At 64.8% G+C, this 23,375-nt stretch carries 17 protein-coding genes; 8 read left to right on the top strand and 9 right to left on the bottom strand.

Features of this window, described 5'->3' with window-relative positions:
• Window positions 1–13 precede the first annotated feature (13 nt).
• The 5 genes from acnA to Q8P38_07245 all read left to right on the top strand — a co-directional run bounded on the left by acnA (window position 14) and on the right by Q8P38_07245 (window position 9,383).
• The gene (gene acnA / locus Q8P38_07265; protein ID MDP4014393.1) at window positions 14–2,659 is read left to right on the top strand and encodes an aconitate hydratase AcnA; all 2,646 of its coding nucleotides are present in this window, start codon (window positions 14–16) and stop codon (window positions 2,657–2,659) included.
• A gap of 2 nt (window positions 2,660–2,661) precedes the next feature.
• The gene (locus Q8P38_07260; GenBank protein ID MDP4014392.1) at window positions 2,662–3,033 is read left to right on the top strand and encodes a hypothetical protein; all 372 of its coding nucleotides are present in this window, start codon (window positions 2,662–2,664) and stop codon (window positions 3,031–3,033) included.
• A gap of 46 nt (window positions 3,034–3,079) precedes the next feature.
• Window positions 3,080–4,966, top strand: coding sequence for a 1-deoxy-D-xylulose-5-phosphate synthase (dxs, locus tag Q8P38_07255; protein MDP4014391.1), 1,887 nt, complete (start codon window positions 3,080–3,082; stop codon window positions 4,964–4,966).
• Window positions 4,967–5,064: 98 nt separating this feature from the next.
• Entirely contained in the window at window positions 5,065–6,783 is a 1,719-nt protein-coding gene (locus Q8P38_07250; protein MDP4014390.1) for an EAL domain-containing protein, read from the top strand.
• Window positions 6,783–9,383 carry an EAL domain-containing protein gene (locus tag Q8P38_07245; protein ID MDP4014389.1) on the top strand — a complete coding sequence of 867 codons (2,601 nt, stop codon included), beginning with the start codon at window positions 6,783–6,785 and terminating at the stop codon, window positions 9,381–9,383. Before Q8P38_07250 ends, Q8P38_07245 begins: the two co-directional genes overlap by 1 nt.
• Here the strand turns inward: Q8P38_07245 and Q8P38_07240 are convergent.
• From Q8P38_07240 to Q8P38_07220, 5 genes are all read right to left on the bottom strand, one after another.
• On the bottom strand, window positions 9,377–11,494 hold the full coding sequence (locus tag Q8P38_07240) for a 3-hydroxyacyl-CoA dehydrogenase NAD-binding domain-containing protein (protein ID MDP4014388.1): 2,118 nt from the start codon (window positions 11,492–11,494) through the stop codon (window positions 9,377–9,379). The genes Q8P38_07245 and Q8P38_07240 overlap by 7 nt on opposite strands.
• A gap of 1 nt (window position 11,495) precedes the next feature.
• Complete coding sequence (locus Q8P38_07235) at window positions 11,496–12,701, bottom strand: thiolase family protein (GenBank protein ID MDP4014387.1); 1,206 nt, start codon at window positions 12,699–12,701, stop codon at window positions 11,496–11,498.
• 119 nt (window positions 12,702–12,820) lie between these two features.
• On the bottom strand, window positions 12,821–14,125 hold the full coding sequence (locus Q8P38_07230; protein ID MDP4014386.1) for a ribonuclease D: 1,305 nt from the start codon (window positions 14,123–14,125) through the stop codon (window positions 12,821–12,823).
• A 55-nt stretch (window positions 14,126–14,180) separates the two neighbouring features.
• Window positions 14,181–14,780, bottom strand: coding sequence for a LuxR C-terminal-related transcriptional regulator (locus Q8P38_07225; GenBank protein MDP4014385.1), 600 nt, complete (start codon window positions 14,778–14,780; stop codon window positions 14,181–14,183).
• A gap of 75 nt (window positions 14,781–14,855) precedes the next feature.
• Entirely contained in the window at window positions 14,856–15,422 is a 567-nt protein-coding gene (locus tag Q8P38_07220) for a DUF3000 domain-containing protein (GenBank protein MDP4014384.1), read from the bottom strand.
• Between the two features lie 85 nt (window positions 15,423–15,507).
• Between Q8P38_07220 and hemE the strand changes: the two genes are divergently transcribed.
• Together hemE and hemG are read left to right on the top strand one after the other, a co-directional pair.
• Entirely contained in the window at window positions 15,508–16,659 is a 1,152-nt protein-coding gene (gene hemE / locus Q8P38_07215) for a uroporphyrinogen decarboxylase (protein ID MDP4014383.1), read from the top strand.
• The gene (hemG, locus tag Q8P38_07210; protein MDP4014382.1) at window positions 16,656–18,194 is read left to right on the top strand and encodes a protoporphyrinogen oxidase; all 1,539 of its coding nucleotides are present in this window, start codon (window positions 16,656–16,658) and stop codon (window positions 18,192–18,194) included. Before hemE ends, hemG begins: the two co-directional genes overlap by 4 nt.
• 65 nt (window positions 18,195–18,259) lie before the next feature.
• Here the strand turns inward: hemG and Q8P38_07205 are convergent, their stop codons facing one another.
• Both Q8P38_07205 and Q8P38_07200 read right to left on the bottom strand, forming a co-directional pair.
• Window positions 18,260–19,054: a polysaccharide deacetylase family protein gene (locus tag Q8P38_07205; GenBank protein MDP4014381.1), complete on the bottom strand. Its 795-nt coding sequence runs from the start codon at window positions 19,052–19,054 to the stop codon at window positions 18,260–18,262.
• A 195-nt stretch (window positions 19,055–19,249) separates the two neighbouring features.
• Window positions 19,250–20,461, bottom strand: a complete 1,212-nt coding sequence (locus tag Q8P38_07200) for a transposase (protein MDP4014380.1) — start codon at window positions 20,459–20,461, stop codon at window positions 19,250–19,252.
• A gap of 34 nt (window positions 20,462–20,495) precedes the next feature.
• Between Q8P38_07200 and Q8P38_07195 the strand changes: the two genes are divergently transcribed.
• A complete protein-coding gene (locus Q8P38_07195; GenBank protein MDP4014379.1) occupies window positions 20,496–20,771 on the top strand; it encodes a transposase in 276 nt (91 codons plus the stop codon).
• Between the two features lie 71 nt (window positions 20,772–20,842).
• Here Q8P38_07195 and Q8P38_07190 read toward each other — a convergent pair whose 3' ends face one another.
• Together Q8P38_07190 and Q8P38_07185 are read right to left on the bottom strand one after the other, a co-directional pair.
• Window positions 20,843–21,592 (bottom strand): pyrimidine reductase family protein, encoded by a 750-nt coding sequence (locus Q8P38_07190; GenBank protein MDP4014378.1) that lies wholly within the window; start codon window positions 21,590–21,592, stop codon window positions 20,843–20,845.
• An 89-nt stretch (window positions 21,593–21,681) separates the two neighbouring features.
• Window positions 21,682–23,355: an acyl-CoA dehydrogenase family protein gene (locus tag Q8P38_07185; GenBank protein ID MDP4014377.1), complete on the bottom strand. Its 1,674-nt coding sequence runs from the start codon at window positions 23,353–23,355 to the stop codon at window positions 21,682–21,684.
• Window positions 23,356–23,375 lie beyond the last annotated feature (20 nt).

Here is a 23,375-nt window from a genome sequence, read left to right as displayed (position 1 = left end):
CCCGGAGTGCACCTTGTCGCAGAACACGTTCGATGCCCAGGACTCACTGACCGTAGGCGCAGACACGTATCAGATGTTCCGGCTGGACCGTGTACCAGACTCCGCGAGGCTTCCCTTCACCCACAAGGTGCTCCTGGAGAACCTCCTGCGCACAGAGGACGGCACCAACGTCACGGCCGAACAGATCCAAGGTCTGGCGACGTGGGATCCGGCGGCCGAGCCCAGCAAGGAGATCCAGTTCACCCCTGGGCGGGTCATCATGCAGGACTTCACTGGAGTGCCGTGCGTGGTCGATCTGGCGACGATGCGTGACGCCATGGCAGACCTGGGTGGCGACATCTCCAGAATCAATCCGCTCGCACCCGCGGAAATGGTGATTGATCATTCCGTGATCGCCGAATTCTTCGGAACGCCCGACGCGGCCGATCGCAACGTCGAGCTTGAGTACGAGCGGAACCGCGAGCGCTACCAGTTCCTCAGATGGGGCCAGGGTGCGTTCTCGCAGTTCCGGGTCGTGCCTCCCAGCGCGGGCATCGTGCACCAGATCAACGTGGAAGGGTTGGCCCGAGTCGTGGACTCGCGCGATGGAGTGGCGTTTCCGGACACATGTGTTGGAACCGATTCCCACACGACCATGGTCAACGGCCTTGGGGTACTGGGGTGGGGAGTTGGCGGCATCGAGGCCGAGGCCGCCATGCTGGGTCAGCCCGTCTCGATGCTCATTCCGCGCGTGGTCGGTTTCCGGCTATTCGGTGAACTGCCCGACGGCACGACAGCCACAGACCTCGTCTTGACGATCACACAGATCCTGCGCGCCCACGGCGTCGTCGGGAAGTTCGTGGAGTTCTACGGCGATGGTGTCGCGGCAGTTCCTCTGGCGAACCGCGTGACCATCGGCAACATGAGTCCCGAGTACGGCTCCACGGCGGCCGTGTTCCCCATTGACTCAGAGACCCTGCGATACCTCAGACTCACCGGACGGTCCGATCAGCACGTAGCTCTCGTGGAGGCGTATACCAAGGAACAGGGGCTGTGGGGAGCTGGCGGCATTGAAGCCACCTACTCGGAGTACTTAGAACTTGACCTCGGACAAGTGCGCCCGTGCATCGCCGGACCCAAGCGGCCTCAGGACCGGATCGATCTGGCGCGGGCCAAGTCAGCTTTCACCGCTGAGCTGCCCGCGTACACGGCCGACACCTCGGCCAGCGCTGGAGTTGGTGACAGCGAGATAGGGCACGGGGCGGTCGTGATCGCGGCGATCACGTCATGCACGAACACGTCAAACCCTTCCGTGATGCTAGGGGCGGGCCTCCTGGCCAAGAAGGCAGTCGAGCGGGGGTTGACCAGCAAGCCATGGGTGAAGACCACGCTCGCGCCGGGGTCCAAAGTCGTCACCGACTACCTCGACGCCGCCGGGCTGACACCGTACCTGAACAAGCTCGGGTTCAACCTGGTTGGCTACGGCTGCACGACCTGCATTGGGAACTCCGGGCCGTTGCCCGAAGAAGTCAGCGCAGCCGTTCTCCAAGCCGACCTATCCGTGGTGTCCGTGCTCTCCGGCAATCGCAACTTCGAAGGTCGGATCAGCCCGGACGTCAAGATGAACTACCTGGCCTCCCCGCCGCTGGTGGTCGCGTACGCGATCGCTGGAACCATGGACGCCGACTTGACCCGCGATCCTCTCGGCACCGGTTCCGATGGAAAGCCGGTGTTCCTGGCGGACGTGTGGCCGTCCGCTGCTGAGGTGCAGGCGACGGTGGAGGAGGCAATCGACGCCAAGATGTTCGCGAACCGCTACGCGGATGTGTTCGCCGGGGACGACAGGTGGCAGTCCTTGTCCACTCCGGAAGGGCTGAGTTTCTCGTGGGATCCGGCGAGCACGTACGTGCGCAAGCCGCCGTACTTCGAAGGAATGCGGCGGGACCCCGATCCGGTGGGCGACATAGTGGGAGCCAGGGTGCTGGCGAAGCTCTCGGATTCGGTGACGACGGACCACATTTCGCCAGCGGGCTCGATCAAGGCCGACAGCCCGGCGGGGCGGTATCTGCTTGACCATGGCATCGCGGCCAAGGACTTCAACTCGTTCGGATCCCGGCGGGGCAATCACGAGGTGATGATCAGGGGAACGTTCGGCAACATCAGGCTGCGCAACCAGTTGTTGGACAACGTCGAGGGAGGATTCACGGTGAATCTGCTGGATCCGCAGCGGCCCCAGACGTCGATATTCGACGCCGCGCAGGCGTACGCGGAGGCCGGGGTTCCACTGATCGTTCTGGCCGGAAAGGACTACGGGTCGGGCTCATCGCGCGACTGGGCGGCCAAGGGGACCGCTCTACTTGGCGTTCGCGCCGTGATAGCGCAGTCATATGAGCGGATCCACCGGTCGAACCTGATAGGGATGGGAGTCTTGCCGCTGCAGTTCCCCACGGGTGAGAGCGCGGACGATCTGGGCCTGGACGGTACGGAGGTATTCGATATCGAAGGAGTAGCCGAACTGAACGAGGGACGCATCCCTTCCACTGTTCGCGTTAAGGCTCTCCGGTCCGACGGCAGTGCGCGTGTCTTCGACGCGAGCGTGAGGATCGACACGCCAGGTGAGGCGGACTACTACCGCAACGGCGGGATCCTGCAGTTCGTGTTGCGTTCGCTTCTGGACTGAGTGTGGCTACCGGGATCGTTCCGCCCGGGTGGCCCCAGGACCTGCCGCCTCCAGCTTCCCCGGAGTTCGAGGTGAAGGTCGTGGGGTGGCTACTCGACCGGGGTCCTGACGGGCTTCGCGAGCAGGATGTCTTGCGGCGCTACCCACTCGCTCTGGCGACACTAGTCACACGTCATCAGAAGGCCACGCTGGAGGGATTGCGCGGTTCCTATTCGAACGCGCGCCGCGAACTGGGGGACCGACTCCCACCACATGAGCTGGGTCTCGTACTCGCCGCCATCGAGTCGAGCGGGGCTGAAGCGTCCGAAACGTCGCGTCAGGTCGAGCTAGTCTTAGACGCTTTGAGCGGACGCCAGTGGCGAGATCGCCTCTGATCGCGCCACGCACGTAGAATCAGGGCAGCCCGAGGGAAGGGGTCTTGTGGATCTTCTGGGACGTATCCGCTCCCCCGAGGATCTGCGTTTCGTAGACGAAGTGGATCTGCCGGCGCTCGCGGCTGAGATCCGGGCCTTCCTTATCGAGAATGTCGCGCGAACTGGCGGCCACCTGGGGTCCAACCTGGGCGTCGTGGAACTGACCCTGGCACTTCATCGCGCATACGACTCGCCAAGCGACGCGATCCTGTGGGACACCGGTCATCAGACATACGTCCACAAGATCATTACCGGACGCCGGGACAGATTCCACGAACTAAGGCAGGTTGGCGGGCTGTCGGGGTACCCGAGCAGGGCGGAGAGCCCCCATGACTGGATCGAGAACTCACACGCCTCCACCGCGCTGAGCTACGCCGACGGACTCGCCAAGGCTTGGGATCTTTCTGGGGAGCTCGCCGAGCGCCACATCGCTGTGGTCGTGGGAGACGGTTCCCTGACTGGAGGCATGGCGTGGGAGGCACTGAACAACATCGCCGCCAGCGACCGTCCGATGGTCATCGTCGTGAACGACAACGCGCGCTCTTATAACCCAACGATCGGTGGTGTGGCCAGCTATCTGGCGACGTTGCGCACCACGCGGGGATACGAGCGGTTCTTGGAGTGGGGTCGGCGAACCCTCAGCGACACCCCAGTAATCGGGGCTCCCGTCTACGGGACACTGCACGGCGTCAAGAGAGGCCTGAAGGACATCGTGGCGCCTCAGGGCTTGTTCGAGGATCTGGGACTGAAGTACCTGGGACCGTTCGACGGACACGATGTGCGCACGGTCGAAGGAGCGTTGCGCCGCGCCAGGGACTTCGGTGGTCCGGTGATTGTGCATTGCCTCACCGAGAAGGGGAGAGGTTACGGCCCGGCGGAGCTGGACGAGGACGACAAGTTCCACGGAGTCGGTGTCATCAACCCCGAAACTGGCGTGCCCGTGTGCGCACCCAGCCCGACCTGGACGACGGTATTCGCGCGGGAAATGGTCAAGGCTGGTCAGAGACGGCCCGACGTAGTCGCTATCACGGCGGCGATGCAGGGGCCGACCGGTCTGGCACCGTTCGCGAAGCGCTTCCCCGGCCGCTGCTTCGATGTCGGAATCGCCGAGCAGCACGCGGTCACCAGCGCGGCGGGCATGGCGATGGGCGGCCTGCATCCGGTTGTCGCTGTCTACTCGACTTTCCTGAACCGCGCCTATGATCAGGTGCTCCTGGACGCGGGGTTGCACCGGGCCGCAGTCACCTTCGTACTGGACAGAGCTGGGATTACCGGCGATGACGGACCCAGCCACAACGGAATGTGGGATCTATCGATGCTCGCGGGGATCCCTGGAATGAGAGTCGCGGCTCCGCGCGACGGTGACACACTCGCCGCTGAGCTCGCCGAGGCGCTGGCCATCAGCGACGGGCCGACAGCGTTGAGGTTCCCGAAAGGCGCTCTGCCGAATGACATCCCTGAGCTGCGCAGGGAGGTCGGTATCGACGTCCTGTTCGAGGACGGCTGCGATGTGCTGCTGGTATCGATCGGACCGTTCGCCGACTTGGCCATTGAGGTCGCGGATCTGTTGCGGCTATCGGGAGTAGGGGTCACGGTTGTCGACCCTCGCTGGGTCCTTCCAGTATCCGAGGCGCTGGTGGACATGTCCCGCGGATCCCGGCTGGTTGTGACAATCGAGGACAACTCCGTACGAGGGGGAGTCGGAGCGTCCGTACAGCAAGCTTTGAGCCACGTTCCTGTGGTGACCCTGGGGATTCCGTGCCGGTTCATCGAGCAGGGCCCCCGATCCGGCATCCTGGCGGAGCTTGGGTTCACTCCTTCGGCAGTCGCGGAGACTATCGCCAAACGGCTGAACGAGACTGAGACCTTCCGCGAAGGGCCTGTTGAGCAGTAGTTGATTAGCCAGGCTCACCTCAAGTTCGCGAGGCGCCGAGCCGACAACACGGCGTAGGCTGTATCGATCGTCCCGCGAACGCAACTGGGGAGGCATCGGTGGGCAGCAGTGTGCCCGAAGTCGGGTCGGCGGTGGCGGGCATTCGGGTGTCCGACGAGGCCGCTAACGCTCGTCTGAGGGAACTCGCCTTCCAGGGGTCGCCCTCGCCCATGGTCGTGCTGGAGCTGACTCCCAGCGACGATGGGATGGGGATGGGACCGATTCTGGACTGCAGCGAGTCCTTTGAGCAGCTCGTCGGAATGGACCGCCAGGAGATCGTCGGTCAGGATCTGAGCGGTTTCCTGCATCCCACGGACATATCGGTTCTGGAGCGTGGGTTAAGGGGTCTGCTCGATCCCACCCGGAAGCCGCAAGTCAGGATTGTCCGCCAGGGGTGGGGCGTGGTCTGGGTGGCGCTGGCCGCGTCCGTGATTGACGATCCGCGGCTGGGCCGTCGCCTGGTAGTGACGCTGGACGACGTGACCGCGTTCCGGCGAACAGAGCAGGCGTTGTCTCACAGGGCTTCCCACGATCCGCTGACAGGTCTTCCTAATCGTGCGGTCCTGATGCAGCACCTCAGCCGAGTCCTCGCCAGGCTGGGTCGTCGACCGGGAACCGTAGCGGTCCTCTTCGTTGACCTCGACAGTTTCAAGAGCATCAATGACACCTACGGTCATCGCCGGGGCGACACAGTGCTGCAGGAAGTGGCGCGCCGGATCTCGCTGGCAGTGCGACGCGATGACATCGTCACCCGCATGGGCGGCGACGAGTTCGTCGTCGTCTGCGACTCGCTGGACTCCGCGTCTGAATCTGTCACCGTCGCCGAGCGGATCCGCGTGTCCATGGAGGAACCGTTCGAGTTGCATGGTCGCGCGCACACGTTGAGCGGATCAGTGGGTATCGCGCAGACCTCCGACCCTTCTGGCACCGCCGAGGATCTGCTCAGACGCGCTGATCTGGCCATGTACCGGGCCAAGGAACGAGGAAGGAACCGGATCGAGTTCTTCGCCGCGAACCTCGAAGAGCAGGTTCGCGGACGAATGAGAATGGTCGAACTGCTTCGCTCGGCACTGGACGAAGACCGAATCACGATCGACCTTCAGCCTGTGGTCAGGCTGAACGACTCCTCGATCGTTGGCTATGAGGCCTTCGGTCGGATCATGATGCCGGACGGCAGCGTCCTGCACCCGAGCAGCTTCGTGGACGCGGCCGAGCGGTCTGGGCTGTCGGTGAGGCTAGACACGCGCATCCTCGAACTGGGTTTGGCGTGGCTGTCGGGCCGCAAGGAGGCTGACTTCGGGGCATGGTTGGGCGTCAATGTCTCTCCGCGTCAACTCGCGGACGCCAGCTATCCGCAGTTCATCAGGGGTCGTTTGTCGGCTCGCGAGTTGGACCCGAAGGATCTTGTCCTGGAGTTCGGGGAGCCGTCCATGATGGACGCGCCGGGACCGGCACTGCTGACACTGCGCCGTGTCCGGGCTCAGGGAGTGAGAATCGCGGTCGATGAGTTCGGAACCGGGATGTCGTCATTGACCGCGATGAGGGAACTTCCGCTCGACTACATCAAGCTGGACGGGTCTTTCGTCGACGGATTGGGACGGGACCCGGCCGATGAGACGATCGTCACCGCGGTGATCTCAGTCGCGCATGACCTTGGCCGGGAGGTGATCGCTGAAGGCGTGACCGACCCAGTTCAGGCCGAGTTCCTGCGCTCCAGGGGTTGTGATCTTGGGCAAGGCCACCTATTCGGGTCTCCGGTGCGTGTCGGGAACCTGTGATGACGCAGCCCGCCGCCTCGCTTGGGGGCTGGGTTCGAGCGCGGCCGTTGATCGCCGTTGCGCTCTCAGCGGTCGTTTGGGCGGCGAGCGACGCGGTGGTGTTGGTATTCACGGACGGTTCGGACACCCCGGCGATTCTGTTCACTCCAGCTCTGGGCGCGGCCGCGGTGATCCGGTTGGGTGGTTCTTCTGCCTGGATTCTCGCCGGTGGTGCTCTTGGCGAGCTGGCGGTACTGGCCGCGGTGACAGGCACCGGTTCGATCGGACGAACGCTCGCTGACCTAGTCGCTGGCGTGATCATCGGACTGATGTTGAGATGGTTTCGTTGCGATCTGTCGCGCCCAATCGACCCAGCGATCGCCGGCGGAGTCGCGCTGCTCGTAGGTGCTACCGCTGCTCTGGCGTCTATCCGTTGGCCGGGGATGTCGTGGGATCCGCACCTCGCGGGTGAGTCATGGCCCGGATCATTCGCCAGCGCCGTGCTGTTGGGCGTGATGTTGATTCTGCCCGTGGCGCTGCGATCGGGTTCGGATGGTCCGCGCCGCAAGGAATTCGCGTCTGTCACGATGGCCAGCGCGCTGATCGCGGTGTTCGTGGCGGCTGCGGGAGTGACTGAGTTCGACCCGTGGTTGATCTCCTGGATCCTGCTGCCGATCATGCTGCTTGTCGCGTCCCGCTACGACACGTGGTCGGCATCGACGCTGGGCTTGGTCGCGGTAACGATCGTGATGGTCGTTGGCCAGTCCTGGGCGAGCCCGGCGGGGGTGCTGCAGTGGCAGTTGGCGATGAGCGTGGCATCTGGTCTGGGGTTGACCACGCTGCTCGCGGTCGAGAGGCAACGCGGGATCCAGCTCGCCGAGCAGCCAGTGGGCGACGCGTCGGTTGCCGCGGCTCATGCTGCGACGGTGAAGACCATGTTCGACATCTCCCCTGTTCCGACTATGCGGATGAGGCGCGAAGCGGGTGGGCGACTTGTCATAGGGGCAGCCAATATCGCCCTGGCCCGGTTGCTGGGCGGGAACGCCTCGGACCTCGTAGGCCGTGAGGTGTCGAGCTTCATGGAGCCGGATGGGTTAGCGACTCTTCAGTCACTGATCGCGGCCGCGACAGATTCGAAGCCGAGGGTTCCCGGATGGGTGCCGCAGGGCGAGGTGTGTCTGCGAGGCAGGGATCGAGCCTCCAGGCTGGCGCTGATCACGGTGGCCGCGCTGAGAAGCGGCGATCTGGAGGAGTTCGTTGTCCATGTGGAGGACGTAACGGCACGGCGAGCGGCGGAGCGGGACCTTACCCTCCACTCGCTCTACGACCGGCAGACAGGGCTGCTGAACCGGAAGGCGTTCGTAGACCGTTTGGACGCCGCGCTTCATCGGCTCAACACCGATGTTGATGAGATCGCGCTCGTCTTCCTGGATGTGGACGACTTCAAGGTCATCAACGACTCCCTGGGCCTGTCGGCCGGTGACCAGCTTCTCGGCGAGGTCGCGACCAGGATCCGAGGTGTCTGCGCCCCAGCGGACGCGGTGGCGCGTCTAGGCGGGGACGAGTTCGCGGTGATCTCTGAGATCCATGGCGACCAGCAAGATCCAGGCGTGTTCGTGGGCAGACTCCAGACGGCGTTGGGACAGCCGGTCGAGATCGCCGGATCGAACCTGTCACCGACGGTCTCAGTCGGTGTCGCGAGAACGGAAGACCCCAGCTGCGACGGGGCGGAGCTGATGAGGCGGGCGGATCTGGCCCTGTATCGGGCCAAGCTGCGGGGGAGGGGCAGAGTCCAGTTCTACGCCGAGTCGATGGGAGTTCAGGCCGAGGCGGCCCTGAATGTTCGCATCGAGCTGGCGAGGGCGGTCGCCGGTGACGGGTTCGAGATCGCCTACCAGCCGATCATCCGTCTTCGGGACGGCGAGGTGCAGGAGTATGAGGCGCTGCTGCGCTTGAGGACCGCAGACGGGCGCATCTTGCCGCCACTGGATTTCCTAGATCTAGCGCGATCGGCTGGACTGATGCCGACGATTGACAAGCTTGTACTGCGTCAGGTCCTGCGCGACGCATCGAAAGGTTCCCTGCCCGCGCCTGCCGCGGGTGTCGCGGTGAATATCGAAGCCGAGGAACTCAAAGATCTGGATCTGGCGTCACACGTGCTCGGTGAACTGCAGAGCAGCGGTGTTGATCCCTTGAGGCTGACCATCGAGGTGACTGAGTCGGCGTTGCTGATGTTTGACGATGAAGTGCTATCGAACGTGCGGTCGCTGCGAGACGCGGGGGTCAGGATCGCTATCGACGACTTCGGGACTGGGTACTCAAGCCTGAGCCAACTGCGAAACCTCAGCGCCGACATCCTCAAGATAGACCGTGCGTTCGTGTCGGTCATGGAAGAAGACCAAGAGTCCCGCCGGATCGTCAGCGCCGTGATCCAGCTCGCGCACGATACCGGACTGGTGGCCATCGCAGAGGGCGTCGAGACCCGTGAGCAGGCTGAGTCCCTGCTGGAACTGGGCTGCGATCTGGCTCAGGGGTACCTGTTCGGGCGACCGGAGTTGTTGAAGGCTGCGGCCCCGGCGCCGGGTACCGAATCCTTGTCCGAACCAGCTACTGATCACTGAGCCAGCGAGGCTACCCCAGGCGCGAGGAACGTGGTTCCAGTCACCCTCTGAGAGACTCCGGTGCGATCCAGGTATGGAGTGATGCCGCCCAGGTGGAATGGCCAACCGGCCCCCAGGATCATGCAAAGGTCGATGTCCTGTGGCTCGGCGACGACGCCCTCGTCGAGCATCGAGCGGACTTCCTCGGCGAGCGCTTCGAGTGCGCGGTCGCGCACCTCGGCTGCGGACAGAGCCTTGTCGCCTTGCTCGAACAGCTTCGCGACCTCTGGATCGACCGATGGGGTCCCGGCCTGGTCATATGTCCAAATCGCTGACTTCCCGGCGGCCACGACTCGACGCAGATTCTCAGACACGTAGAACCGCTCGGGAAAGGCTGAGTGCATCGTCTCAGACACGTGGAATGCCACAGCTGGGCCGACGAGCTGGAGCAGCACGAACGGCGTCATGGGCAAGCCGAGGGGATTGAGGGCTTGATCGGCGACGTCGAATGGAGTGCCTTCGTCAACGCTTCGTGTGACTTCACCCAGGAAGCGCGTCAGCAGCCTGTTGACCACGAAGCCTGGCGCGTCGCTGACCAGTACGCATGACTTCTTCAAGGCCTTGCCGACAGCGAACGCGGTGGCAAGGGACTGGTCGTCGGTCTTCTCGGCCCTGGCGATTTCCAGCAGCGGCATCAGCGCCACCGGATTGAAGAAGTGGAATCCGACGACCCGCTCCGGATGGCGAAGATCCGCCGCCATCTTTGATACCGACAGTGAGGACGTGTTGGTGGCGAGCACGCACGTGTCGCTAACCACTTCCTCTACTTCGGCGAACACCTGTTTCTTCACCTGGAGGTCCTCAAAAACGGCCTCAATTACGAAGTCAGCATCGGCGAAGGCCTCTTTGCTGACGGCCCCGGTGAGCAACGCCTTGAGCCGGTTGGCCTTGTCGGGTGTGAGCCGGCCTTTGGCCAGTCGCTTGTCCAGCTCGGCGTGCGCATAGCTAACGCCCTTGTCCACCCGTGCCTGATCCAAGTCGGTCATCACCACGGGTACTTCCAGGCGCTGTATGAACAGCAGGGCCAGTTGGCTGGCCATCAGGCCGGCCCCCACGATCCCAACCTTGGTAACGGGCCGGGCGAGCGACTTGTCCGGTGCTCCCACGGGTCGCTTCGCCCGTTTCTGCACCAAATCGAACGAGTACAGCCCCGCTCGCAGCTCATCGCTCATGATCAGATCGGCGAGCGCCGCGTCCTCGGCGGCGAACGCGGTATCGCGGTCGGCCGTCTTGGCGGCGCCGATCAAGTCCACGGCGAGCACGGGGGCTGGCGCGGCTCCGTGCAGGCGAGCTGACAGCCCGGCGCGAGCCGCTTCGACGGTTGCGTCCCAGGCCTCGCCGCGGTCGATCGACGCGCGTTCGACCTTGACCTGCCCGCTGATGACGTCGGCCGCCCAAGCCAGGGAGCGCTCAAGGAAATCAGCCGGTTCGAACAGGGCGTCGGCGATACCCATGCTCGTCAGGTCCTTCGGCTTGAGCATGCGGTTCTGCGCCAGGGGGTTGTCGACGATGACCCGCAGCGCGTTCTGCGGTCCGATCAAGTTCGGCAGAAGGTACGTGCCGCCCCATCCGGGCAGAAGTCCAAGGAAGCACTCGGGTAGCGAGATGGCGGCCGCTCCGGAGGAGACGGTGCGGTAGGTGCAGTGAAGCGCGAGCTCGAGGCCGCCACCCATGGCCGCTCCGTTGATGAACGCGAACGTTGGCACGCCGAACTCTCCGAGGCGACGGAACACGTCGTGGCCGAAACGTCCTATGGCCAGGGCTTGATCGTGGCTAGCGATGCTTGGCACACCTGACAGGTCCGCTCCAACGGCGAAGATGAAGGGCTTTCCGGTGATGGCGAGCGCTACGACGTCATCGCGATCGGACGCCTCGTCCAGAGCGGCGCTCAGGGAGCGCAGACCCCCCGGCCCGAAGGTGTTGGGCTTGGTGTGGTCGAAGCCGTTGTCCAGCGTGATGAGCGCGGCGGTCCCGGCGGTGTCTGGAAGTTCGATGAACCGCAGACGGGCGTGGGTGACAACCTCGTCGGCGAACTCCAGTGATGGTGCGCCGCTGTTGTTGGCTTCTGGCATGTCAGGATTCCTTGCCGTCGAAGTTCGGGTTTTCCCAGATGACCGTTCCGCCCATGCCCAGCCCGATGCACATGGTTGTCAGCCCGTATCTGACGCCGGGGTTGTTCTCGAAGTGACGGGCCAGGTATGTCATCAGGCGTATCCCGCTGGAAGCCAGCGGATGGCCCACGGCAATCGCGCCGCCGAACGGATTCACGCGTGGATCGTCGTCCGCTAGGCCGAAATGCTGCAGGAATGCCAGCACCTGTACCGCGAACGCCTCGTTGATTTCGAACAAGCCGATGTCGCTGATGTTCAAGCCGGCCTTCGACAGTGCCTTCTCGGTCGAAGGCACCGGACCGATTCCCATCACCTCTGGTGCCACGCCGGCGAATGCGAACGAGACGAGTCGCATCTTCTTGGGAAGCCCCAGTTCGTCAGCGACGCTCTCCGCCGCGAGGAGCGCGGCCGTCGCGCCGTCGTTGAGTCCCGCCGCGTTACCGGCGGTCACGCGGCCGTAGGGACGGAAGGGAGTCTTCAACTTCGCGAGGGCCTCCAGAGTCGTCCCCGGTCTTGGGGGCTCGTCAGTAGTGGCCAGGCCGTACCCCAGCTCGGCGCTCCTGGTGGCGACGGGGATCAGGTCCTGCTGGATGCTGCCGTTCTCGTAGGCCTGCGCCGTCTTGTGTTGCGACGCCAGGGCGTACTCGTCGACCCTGGCGCGCGTGATGTCAGGGAACCGGTCGTGCAAGTTCTCCGCTGTCTTGCCCATCAGCAGCGCCTCGGGGTCTACCAGTCGCTCCGCGAGGAAGCGGGGGTTCGGATCCACTCCTTCCCCCATCGGGTGGCGGCCCATATGCTCCACGCCGCCTGCCAACGCAATGTCGTAGAGCCCAACCATGATTGGGGCGGACAGCGTCGTGACGGCTGTCATGGCTCCCGCGCACATCCGGTCGATGCTGTACCCCGGCACCGACCTGGGGAGTCCAGCCAACAAGGCGGCAGTGCGACCGATGGTAAGTCCCTGGTCCCCGATCTGCGTCGTCGCGGCGACGCAGACATCGTCGAGGCGCTCCACAGGGAGGTCCTCGTGGCGTGCCAACAGGCCCCTGATGGCACGGATTACCAGGTCGTCCGCCCTCGTCTCGGCGTAGATGCCTTTCTTGCTCGCGCGACCGAAAGGCGTACGTACACCATCGACGAAGACCACGTCTCTGACAGTTCGGGCCACAGTTGCTCCTTCGGAAGTTCGGCCGGGGTCGGTGCGTCCTGGGCTAGCCCGCGTTGGCCCGGTTACCTGATATTACCCACGAGTAACTCTCGGGATGTCGGGGGGAAGTGTGGGGTCTGTCACCCTGGGACAGAGTCGGTCTTGGGCTGCTCGACCGGTGCGCGCAAGGCGCCATCGGGCCCGTTGGGCGACATGGCCTCGCTGAGTCCGGCAGCGGTCAACTCAACTTGCCACTGCCGCACCCCTGCCGAAACCAACTTCGCAGTCACTGTCCCTGGCGTCGCGGGATCGGGCGGAGACCAGGCAAGCTGCCGCACGCAGTCAGGGGCTATGAGCACTTCGGGCGCCAGATCCAGTTCCTCCCCGCAGGACACTATGAAGTGGCGGGCCCTGGACAGTCTCTTCGCAGCTTCCGGATTCCTTCGCTGCCACGCCCGAGGGGGTGGATAGGCTTCCTGCTGAGCAGAGTCGGGGGCCAAACCGCGAGTTGGCTCCATGCCAGCTTCGATGGGCGGCTCAGCGAGCGCGACCCGCACGGCAGTCCACCAGATGTCCAATCGCCGGCGCTGGCGGACGAACTCCGGGATCCTCTCCAGATCCGAGCGGGACGTGGGCAGTCGCTTGGCGGCAGCTACGAGTGCGGAGTCCGGCAGGATGCGTCCGGGCGCGATGTCCCGCCGCTGTGCCTCGGCGTCTCGGGCCTGCCACATCTGCCGTGCCACGGCCAAACCCTTGGGGTTCTTGACCGCGTGTATGCCTGATGTGCGCCGCCAGGGATCGGGCCGGATTCGCGGCTTCCAGTGGCACAGGGCCGCGAATTCTTGTTCCGCCCACGTCCACCTGTCCATCTCGATGAGCTGTGTCGCGAGGATGTCCCGCATCGGGATCAGGAACTCAACGTCCAGCGCGGCGTAGGTGACCCAGCGCTCCGGCAGTGGCCTTCTGGACCAGTCAGCGGATCCGTGCCCCTTGGCCAGTCGAACGCCGAGAAGCTGTTCGGTGAGCGCAGCCAGTCCGACCCGGGGCAATCCGAGCAATCGGGCGGCAACCTCGGTGTCGAACAGGGCATCCGGTCGCAGGCCGAGTTCATCCAGGCAGGTCAGGTCCTGTGTCGCGGAGTGCAGGATCCACTCGGCTTCCGCGAGAGCTCGCTGAAGCGGAGCGAAGTCGGTGATGCCGGTTGGATCCACCAGGCTCGTCCCAGAGCCGTCACGTCGAAACTGGAGAAGGAAGGCGCGCTGGCCGTAGCGGTGTCCAGAAGCGCGCTCGGCGTCAATCGCTACTGGACCGGTGCCTGACCCAATGCGGGCCGCGATGTCCGCCAGGTCAGCATCGGTGTCGGTGACACTCGGCGTTCCGTCAGCGGGCGAGTCCGCCAAGGGAAGGGTCGGCTCGGCATCGGGGTCGTCACGCTGCTCGCTCATCCGGCCCAAGGCTACGGGCATCATCCGACAACGAGAAACTCCACGATCGCCAGGATCAGTGGATCAATCCAGCTCGCATCGCGAGCGCGACGATCTGAGCCCTGTCGCCGGTACCGAGCTTGCGCCCGATTCTCGACATGTGGCTCTTGACTGTAAGCGGGGAAAGACTCAGCCGCTCAGCGACTTCCCGGTTGCCGTTGCCGTTAGCGACGTGCTGGATGACCTGGCGTTCGCGATCCGACAGGTCCAGACGCTCTGGCCCTGTAGTCGATGCGCCGATCGCGCTGACTGCGCCTGGGCTCCGCGCTACGACGAAGCTTCGCACCTTGGCGGCCAGTGCCAGGCGCACTGTGTTCTCGTCGCCCCGGGGCGAGACCATGACCAGCCGGTGCCACCCCTGCTGTCTGAGCTCGCGGATCGTCAGGAGGATGCCCCCCTCCTGTGGGGCGGTTTCTACTACGCAGACTCCGTGCTCGGTTGCCGTCTTGCCTTTGGCAACCGCATCGGAGGGGCCTAGGGCCTCCAGAACCCTGCCCACTCCCACGGCGCGCAGATGACCTGTCCAGTAGCGCCGGTGCGAGCCTTCAGGTGACACCAGGAGCGCGCTCATCCGTGGCGTAGGCGCCCGCGAACTGGGCAGGGCCGTAGGTGTCACAGCGGGCCTCCTCGAGCGATGCGTAGAAGGCATCGGTCGGTTCCCAGGAAACCTTGAGCTACTGAGTCAGAACGCCTAGCGCGCCAGAGTTCTGACACCTTCCGGCAGGGGGGTAAGCCCAGCCAGAGTGGCCAGCAAGTTGAGCCAGGCGCGCCCGTGCCTGTCGATGTGTTCGTCGGTCGGAGTCCAGGATGCGCGAAGTTCCATGTCGCCGCGGATATCGCGTCCAGCCATCGCCCCGTAAGGTACCGAGATGTTACGTGTGACAGTGCCGCCGAACGCGGTGAGCTGCGCCTCCGATTCCTCCAAAGCCTCCTCCAGCCAAGCCCAGCCGACGTCCGTGAGCACGGGGTCCGCCGCCATCTCTGGCTCAAGCGTTGCCTTGGCGAAGACGACAGCGCGCCACCGTCCCTGCCATGTCTCCTGGCCAGCTGGGTCGTGCAGAACGACCAGACGCCCCTGGGCGATGTCCGCGCCGTCGACCTCGACATCGGCTGACAGCGCCAACGCGAATGGAGCAAGACGTTGGGGGGCCGGAATCTCCGACAACTCGAACTCGGGCCTGCACCGCAGGGCCCGCAGGCCTCGCGCCACGCGAACGAACTCCTCGGGCGGCTCATCATCTGGCGTCGAGGAACGCATACCGGTCAGGCTAGCCGCGCCTCGCCCTGGGTGGGCGGAACGTGATAATCTGCGCCACATTGTGTCCACCTCGCCGGTTGCCGAAATGCGCGGATACTCAGGCCTGCCCAGTGGGCATCCGATCCGCACGTCGACCACTGACAGCCCCCTGATAGCTGCCGCACGTGGCCTAGCTCCGATCCGCACACCTGTTTGGTTCATGAGGCAAGCTGGCAGGTCGTTGCCGGAGTACCGTGCAGCCCGGCGGGGAACGGACATGCTCTCCGCCTGCTTCAACACCGATCTCGTGGTCGAGATCACGATGCAGCCGGTGCGGCGGTACGGAGTGGATGCCGCCATTCTGTTCAGTGACATCGTCGTACCCCTTCGAGCTGCCGGTGTGGATGTTGATATCCGCGAGGGAGTCGGGCCTGTCCTGGGTGAACCCTTTCGCCACGAGCGCGACCTTGAGCGGCTTGGCAGTCTGGACGCCGGGGCGATCTCTCGTGTCACAGACGCCGTCGCCCAGCTAGTTCGCGAACTCGATGGGACTGCGCTGATCGGTTTCTGTGGCGCTCCCTTCACGTTGGCGTCGTACATGATCGAGGGCGGTCCGAGCTCGGGACACCACAGGACTAAGGCGCTGATGTGGTCCAGGCCGCGGCTGTGGGATGCGTTGCTGTCACGAATGGCAGACCTGTGCGGCGAGTTCCTGCGGGCACAGGTTCTGGCCGGAGCGAGCGCTGTTCAGGTATTCGACTCCTGGGCCGGAGCCCTATGCCGGAGCGACTACGTGGATCGGGTGCTGCCACATAGCCGCCGACTGCTCGCTGCCACAGCAGATCTTGGCGTTCCACGAATTCACTTCGGGGTCGGAACCGGTGAGCTGCTATCGGACATGGCTGTCGAGGAGTGTGAAGTCGTGGGCGTTGATCACAGGGTCGATATGGCCGATGCTGTTCGACGGATCGGCCTGGGGCACAGCGTCCAGGGGAACATAGATCCGGCGCTCGCTCTTGCTGGAGGGCAGATGCTAAAGGATGCGACCCGACGTGTCCTCGCCCAAGGCGCCTGCGCTCGCGGGCACATACTCAACCTCGGCCACGGGGTGCTTCCCGAAACCGATCCCGCTCGCTTGGCAGAGCTGGTGGAGTGGGTCCACGAGCAGCCGACGCGGCGCCTTCCAGTAGCACCGTTGGCGGACACGCAGCCGCTGGCTGAGCACTCGGCGCCGAGTAGTGGCACTGTTGGATCATGACAACGAGCGCGAGCGACGCCGCACCCCCCGGCGAAGTGGTACATAACAAGCGGCGAGGCCTGCGCGTCCTTCCGGCGCCACGCACCGGAACGCCGAGAGTTGCTGTGATAGGCGGAGGGATCGCTGGTCTGACCGCAGCACACTCCCTCCTTGGAGCCGCTGACGGCCGGGCGCATGTGACGGTGTTTGAAGCAGACGGACAGGTTGGCGGGAAGCTACAGGTCAGCGAAGTGGCGGGTGTGCCTCTGGACGAGGGCGCGGAGGGCATGCAGTCGAGCAGGCCGGAAGCCGTAGGGCTCGCCAGGTCAGTCGGGCTCGACCGAGACATTGTGCATCCGGAAGTCATTGGGGTTTCGTTGTGGACTCGGGACCGACTGCGCCAGATGCCCCCGACGTTCATGGGCGTTCCCACGGATCTGCGTGCGTTGACGTCGTCAGGAGTTCTACCACTTCGGACCGTGCTCAGGCTGCCGCTGGAGTACGCGGCGCCAGCGACCCGATTCGAGAATGACGTGTCGGTGGGTGCGTTCGTGGAGTCGCGTCTGGGTCGCAAGGTCGTAGACGCTCTGGTTGAGCCGATCCTCGGAGGGGTGTACGCGGGCCGCGCGGATGCGCTTTCGATGCAGGCCACAGTGCCCGCGCTGTTCCGTGAGCTGCGACACGAGAAGTCACTGCTGAAGGCTGTCGAGCGCACCGCTCGCGGCGGCGGTCGCAGCGCTGGAGCGCGCAGAGGGCCCGTGTTCGCTGGCATTCGCGGGGGAGTGGGCCGACTCCCGCAGGCTGTCGCGGCGCATGTGGAGTCCCTCGGCGGCACGGTCCGCACAGGAGTTCAGGTTCAGTCGTTGCACCGCCTTGACGATCACTGGCGGCTGATCGTTGCCTCAGCTGAAGGTCAGGAAGTGGTCGAGGCCGAGGAGGTCATCGTCGCGCTGCCGCCACATGAGGCTTCAGCCCTGTTGGCCCACATCTGTCCACCGGCCGCCAACGACCTGGGCCTTATTGACATGTCGAGCATGGCAGTGGTCGGACTCGCCTACCCTGCTGACGCTGTCAGCCCAATGTCAGGGTCGGGGTTCCTGGTCTCGCCCACGGAGGGGCGGATGGTCAAGGCCGCGACGTATGCCTCCTGCAAGTGGGATTGGATCGCCCGGGCCGCTCGCACCAGGAGGGGCGGGCCAGGCTCGATGGTGATGATCAGGGCGTCGATCGGCAGATTGGGCGAGGAAGACCTTCTAGAACGAGATGACGCTGACCTCGTCGGTGATATTCATGAGGAACTGGCGGAGGCGATTGGGATATCGCGACCTCCGATCGACTTCCGTGTCACGCGGTGGATGGATGCACTGCCTCAGTACGCGACCGGTCATGTGCGGCGCGTGGAGCGGATCAGGTCGGTTATCGCGGGGGTTCACGGGCTCGAACTTTGCGGCGCGGCCTTCGATGGTGTCGGCGTCGCCGCTGTCGTTGGCGGTGCTCGCGTGGCGGCCGAGGCCGTCGCGCAGCGGCTGCAAGTAGCTGCCACAGGCCGCGGGTAGCGGGCTGGAGCACAGGGGCGAATCACGGCGGTCGACCGCTCTGGCTGGGTTGCGTGGCGGCTGCGTCAGTAGCGGGGAGGCGAGTCGCCGAGCCGGACGAACTCGTACCCCTTGGCGCGCAAGCGGTCGATGATGGTGGGAAGCGCCTTCGCGTCCAGCTTGCTGCCGTCGGTCGGATTGGCCCCGCAATGCATGAGCACGATCTCGCCTGGGCGGGCGGCGGCCGTTACCCGCCGAATCACGGACTGCGCCGATTGGCCTCCACTGGTCCCAAGCCATCCGAGTGTGTCTACCGTCCAACCGACCGCAGCATAACCATGTTTGTTGGCGAGCTTGATTGACGACTGGCTGAACCCGCCGTACGGGAAGCGGAACCAGGGGCGAGGCGTGAATCCAGTCAAGGCGGTGATGCGTGATCCCGCGCGCTTGATCTGTTTGGTCTGCTGCTGGGTCGACAGGTTACGGAAGTCCGGATGTGTGTCGCTGTGATTTCCGACTGTGTGACCGGCCTTGGCCATGCGCCGCACGTCGCCTGGGTAGTTGCGCGCGAAGGCGCCCGTGACGAAGAACGTGGCCTCAGCGTTCTTTTCGCGCAGCGTTCTCATCATGGACCGAGCGGCTCCATTACCACTCCCGCAGTCGATCGTGAGGGCTACGACGCGTCGCTTCGTCGGTAGGCGGGTGACGTTCCTACCGCGCCAACGTGGGGGCAGTATCGCTGTTCGCACGGACGCTGGAGCAGCGGCTTGTTGGGTGGTGTGGCTGGCTGCGGCCATCGGGGCGCTGGGAGCCGAAGCCGCTATCTGTGCGGTGACGAGCAGAGCCGTGACGGCGAGAGCGGCGGCCATGCGTTTCGGCATAGTTCCGGCCTCACCTCCCTGGCCTGACCGTGACTCGACGAACTTGACGCTCCTCCCCGACATGAATGTGTGGGGGATTCTCCCTTCGCGATTATGCCGCTTGGGGGGTGGTACTACCTCGCGGGTTCCCACTGGTTCCTGCTTCACGGGAAATCGCTGACGCGAGCGCCAGTCTGACATCTCCTCCACAGGCGTTTAGAGTCTCCGCATGCCCTGCGGCGACCAACAAGCAAACAGCGGCGTTGTAGTCACGATCCAAGACCGCGCCGCACGCGCCACACTCCCACTCCCGAACTGACAACGGTTTCGGCCCGTCCAACACTCCGCAGACGCTGCACGTCTGGCTGGAATAGGCGGGGTCCACGAGCGTGACCGTCCGACCGTACTCGCCTGCCTTTCCCCCTCCCCTTCGGGCGGGGGTACCCCCACCACTAGCAGGCGCAGTATCTGCCCCCACCCGGCGTCGTGGACGCTCTTGCGCAGGCCACGGCCCCGCTTGCCTTTCGCTCCTGCTCTCGCCAGTCCGCGCACCCGCAGCGCTTCCATACTCACCGTTTGGTTCTCACGGATGAGCGTCAACGCCAGTTTGTGTGCGTGGTCCAGCCGGCGGTTGCGCACCTTGCGGTGTGCGCAAGCCACCTCGACGCGAGCCTTCTCCCGGTTGTTCGATCCTTTCTCTTTGCGACTGAGTGCTTTCTGCTTCCTCGCCAAGTCTCGTTCCGCCTTGCGGAGAGTGCGCGGGTTCGGCACCTTGTATCGGGTGCCGTCACTGGCCACGACCGCCACCAGGTCGGTCAACCCCAAGTCACCGGCAGCGTGCCGGTCCACCCGCGGCAGCGGTTCCCGGGCCGGGGCGTCGACCACGCACGACACGAACAATGTGCCGTCCGGTTCCTGGATCAAGGTGACGGACGAGGGCTCGCCGGGCAGGGGCCGGGAGTAGGCTAACGGCAACTCGCCTGGTATCCCCGGCAACGTGAGCAACGCGCGTTTGGCCGACACGTGCCGCACCTTGAAGCGGGCGTTGCGCGTGAATCGAACCGACTGCCGCCGGTCACGTTTGCTCTTGTACCGGGGTTTGCCGACCTTCGGCCCCTTCCGCCTCCCCGACAGGGACTGGAAATAGTTGCGGTACGCGCGGTCAGCGTCCGCCAAGGCTTGCTGCAGCACCACAGCACTTGGCTCGGACAGCCACTCACGTTCCGGGGTGTGCTTCGCTTGAGTGATCAACTGTTTGGACAGGTCGCCACTCTTGGGGAACGCCTCACCGTTCTTGAAGGCTTCCTCCCGGGCGTGGATCACGTCGTTGAAGACGACGCGAGCGCACCCGAACGTCTTCGCCACCGCGATACCTTGCTCGGGCGCGAGGCTGCCTCGCACCCGATACTGGTACCGCTTCGTGGCCACGGTTCGAACCTACCCTTCAGGGCCGACAGCCGAGCTGGGTCGCGTCCGCACCGGACGCCACAGCGCCCACATCCCGCACGCCCACTTGGTCATCGTCACCAAGTATCGGCATCGAGTGTTCTCCGATTCGCACCTGCGACGACTGGAGGGCGTGTCGAGCCGCAGCATGCGCGAAGAGTTCCCCGACTTGCGCTTCCACTACAGTCGCGCGAACAGACTATGGTCGGTGTCGTACTTCGCCGGGTCCGTGAGCGGAGCCCCGTTGAGCATCGTCAAGCAGTACATCGAACAGCAAGCCAGACCCGTGTGAACCGGGGCGCCGCTTTACCACCGAACTGAAGTCCGGCGCACTACGCCGCCATCTACGTAGCACCCAGATGTCTACTCGAGGAGGTAGCTCAGGAAGACGGTGCCGTGGTCTTCCATCACGTGGGCGAGACGAAGCGGGTGAGGGGCGTTCGGGAGTGGGACCCCGGCTAGGATTCGCGGCAAAGGCTGACCGTCAGCGTATGTTCCACCTGAGATGAGCGGAGTGATGGACAGACAGAGCTCATCGACCAGGCCTGCCGCTACTAGGTCCCCCAGCAAGTGTGGCCCACCCTCACAGGAGATCCGGGTCAGGCCGAGTTCGGACAGCTGGTCCAGCGTCGCCGCGAAATCCACGGATCCTTCACCGAACGCGATGATGTCGGCGACGGGAGTCAAGGCCGCGAGTCGTTCGGGTGGGAGGTCGCGAACAGTAATCACAATGGGCCTGTCCGGTCCCGTGAATAGGGTGGACGACGGGTCCAGAGCTCCCGATCGGCTGACTATCGCGAGCCGTGCAGCTGGGCTTTGCCCCGCGAGTCTGCGCCGCTCGGCCACTTCGTGACGGGGTTCGACGGGTCCGTAGCCTTCTTTGCGCGCGGTTTCAGCGCCGACGATTATCACATCAGCTAGCCCACGGAGAGTCGCGAACAGCAGACGGTCACTCGGGCTCGATATCCCTCCCGATAGCCCCGCAGGTGAGATCGCGACGCCGTCGGCCGTTGAGACCATCACGGCGCGGACCCACCTGCGATCCGCTGGCCATTCATGGGCTTCGGCGATCCCGGCCGGTGACAGCGCCATCACCTGATCGGGCAGGAGCATTCGCACATGGGCGATCCTGTCATGGATGACGCTCTGCGCACATCTTTGCGATTCGGCACGCGGAACGCCGTGCGCCAACGTGGAAACGGTCAGGTACTGGCCAGCAGCACCCTGTCGATGATCGCGTCCACATCCAGGCCACGCGGCAGTGTTCCGAACTGCGTGCCGCCGTCGCCCGCTATACGTGTGGCGACAAAAGCATCGGCGACCGCGTCAGGACCGTACTGCAGCAGCTGAGCACCCTGCAGAAGAACAGCGATCCTGCTTGCTAGTCCGCGGCTGCGGTATTCCAGATCGCTCAGGTCGGAGAACTGGGTCAACAGGTCAGCGACCGCCGCGTCGTACCGGCTGTCGGCCCCACTGGCCTTGCCCAGCTCAAGCAGGAGCGCGTCTACGGATCCGGGCTCCTTGGCCATTGCCCGCAGCAGGTCGAGGGAGTTGACGTTGCCGGAGCCCTCCCAGACCGAGTTCACCGGAGCTTCGCGGTAGATGAGCGGCATCCCGGAGTCTTCTACATATCCGGGACCGCCCAGGCACTCAAGTGCCTCGGCGGCCACAGCGATGCTGCGCTTGGTCGACCAGAACTTAGCCGCCGGGAGCGCGATCCTGCGCAGCATGGCTTCCGACTGGTCGCCCGCCTGCGCCGCGTCAACCGCTGCGGCCAAGCGCATGCCCAGCGCGATCGTCGCTTCGACCTCAACCGCGAGATCCGCCAGGACATTGCGCATCAACGGCTGGTCCACGAGTGTCTCGCCGAACGCGGCTCGGTGGCTCACATGCCAAGTGGCGGCCGATACCGCACCTCGCATCAAGCCCGCGGCGCCCAAGACGCAATCCAAGCGAGTCGCGGAGACCATCTCCACGATGGTCCGGACACCGCGGCCCTCGTCGCCCAGGCGCTCGGCGTAGGTGTTGGCCAACTCGACCTCGCTGGAGGCGTTGGATCGGTTGCCGAGTTTGTCCTTCAGACGCTGAATGCGGAACGTGTTGCGCGTACCGTCCTCCAGCACTCGCGGCAGAAGGAAGCAGGTGAGGCCTCCTGGCGCTTGGGCCAGAACGAGGAAGACGTCGCTCATCGGTGCGGAGACGAACCACTTATGTCCGGTCAGCCGGTAGCTTCCGTCGGACTGGGGCACCGCCTGTGTCGTGTTGGCCCTGACGTCCGAGCCGCCCTGCTTCTCCGTCATTGCCATGCCCGCGATGAGCCCGCGCTTCGTTGATGGAGCTCGAAGACCGAAATCGTAGGAGCGGGCCGCCAGTCGGGGGGTCCACAGCGCAGCGAGATCTGGATCCGTGCTGAGCGCCGCGACCGAGGCGTATGTCATCGAGATTGGGCACAGGTGGCCGGGCTCGACCTGGGTCCAGATGATGAAACCCGCCGCGCGGGCGACATGCGCCCCCTTCTCGTCGCTCTGCCAGGGATCCGCGTGCAGCCCCCACTCGACCGACGAACGCATCATGTCGTGCCAGGCCGGGTTGTACTGCACCTCGTCCAGGCGGTTGCCATGGCGGTCGTGGCTGGCCAGGCGCGGCAAGTCACGGTTCGCCTCAGTTCCGAGTGCGCGCCATTCGGGCAGGCCCGCACGGCGACCCAACTCGTGCAGCCGGTCAGCGTGCGCTCCACCCCCGTGCCTGGTCAGCGCCTCCGACAATGCCGCGTCGTCGGCGAAGACGTCGCGGGTCGGCATCAGCGGCGGCTGGTTCAGGACCTCATGAGTCGATGTGGGGTCGATGGTGGGTTCGGTGGCGTTCGATGCGTTCATGGGTCCAACGGTAGAACGCG

This window comes from Candidatus Nanopelagicales bacterium (assembly GCA_030700225.1).
Taxonomy (GTDB): domain Bacteria; phylum Actinomycetota; class Actinomycetes; order S36-B12.
Note: the sequence above shows the minus strand (reverse complement) of the source record. Positions and strands in the feature narration are given on the sequence as shown.

Bases quoted from the DNA above. Each gene is read 5' to 3' on its own strand.
- Q8P38_07245 (MDP4014389.1), top strand. From the start codon at position 6,783: ATGACGCAGCCCGCCGCCTCGCTTGGGGGCTGGGTTCGAGCGCGGCCG.
- Q8P38_07240 (MDP4014388.1), bottom strand. From the start codon at position 11,494: ATGCCAGAAGCCAACAACAGCGGCGCACCATCACTGGAGTTCGCCGAC.
- Q8P38_07230 (MDP4014386.1), bottom strand. From the start codon at position 14,125: ATGAGCGAGCAGCGTGACGACCCCGATGCCGAGCCGACCCTTCCCTTG.
- Q8P38_07220 (MDP4014384.1), bottom strand. From the start codon at position 15,422: ATGCGTTCCTCGACGCCAGATGATGAGCCGCCCGAGGAGTTCGTTCGC.
- hemE (MDP4014383.1), top strand. From the start codon at position 15,508: ATGCGCGGATACTCAGGCCTGCCCAGTGGGCATCCGATCCGCACGTCG.
- hemG (MDP4014382.1), top strand. From the start codon at position 16,656: ATGACAACGAGCGCGAGCGACGCCGCACCCCCCGGCGAAGTGGTACAT.
- Q8P38_07205 (MDP4014381.1), bottom strand. From the start codon at position 19,054: ATGCCGAAACGCATGGCCGCCGCTCTCGCCGTCACGGCTCTGCTCGTC.
- Q8P38_07190 (MDP4014378.1), bottom strand. From the start codon at position 21,592: ATGCTCCTGCCCGATCAGGTGATGGCGCTGTCACCGGCCGGGATCGCC.
- Q8P38_07185 (MDP4014377.1), bottom strand. From the start codon at position 23,355: ATGAACGCATCGAACGCCACCGAACCCACCATCGACCCCACATCGACT.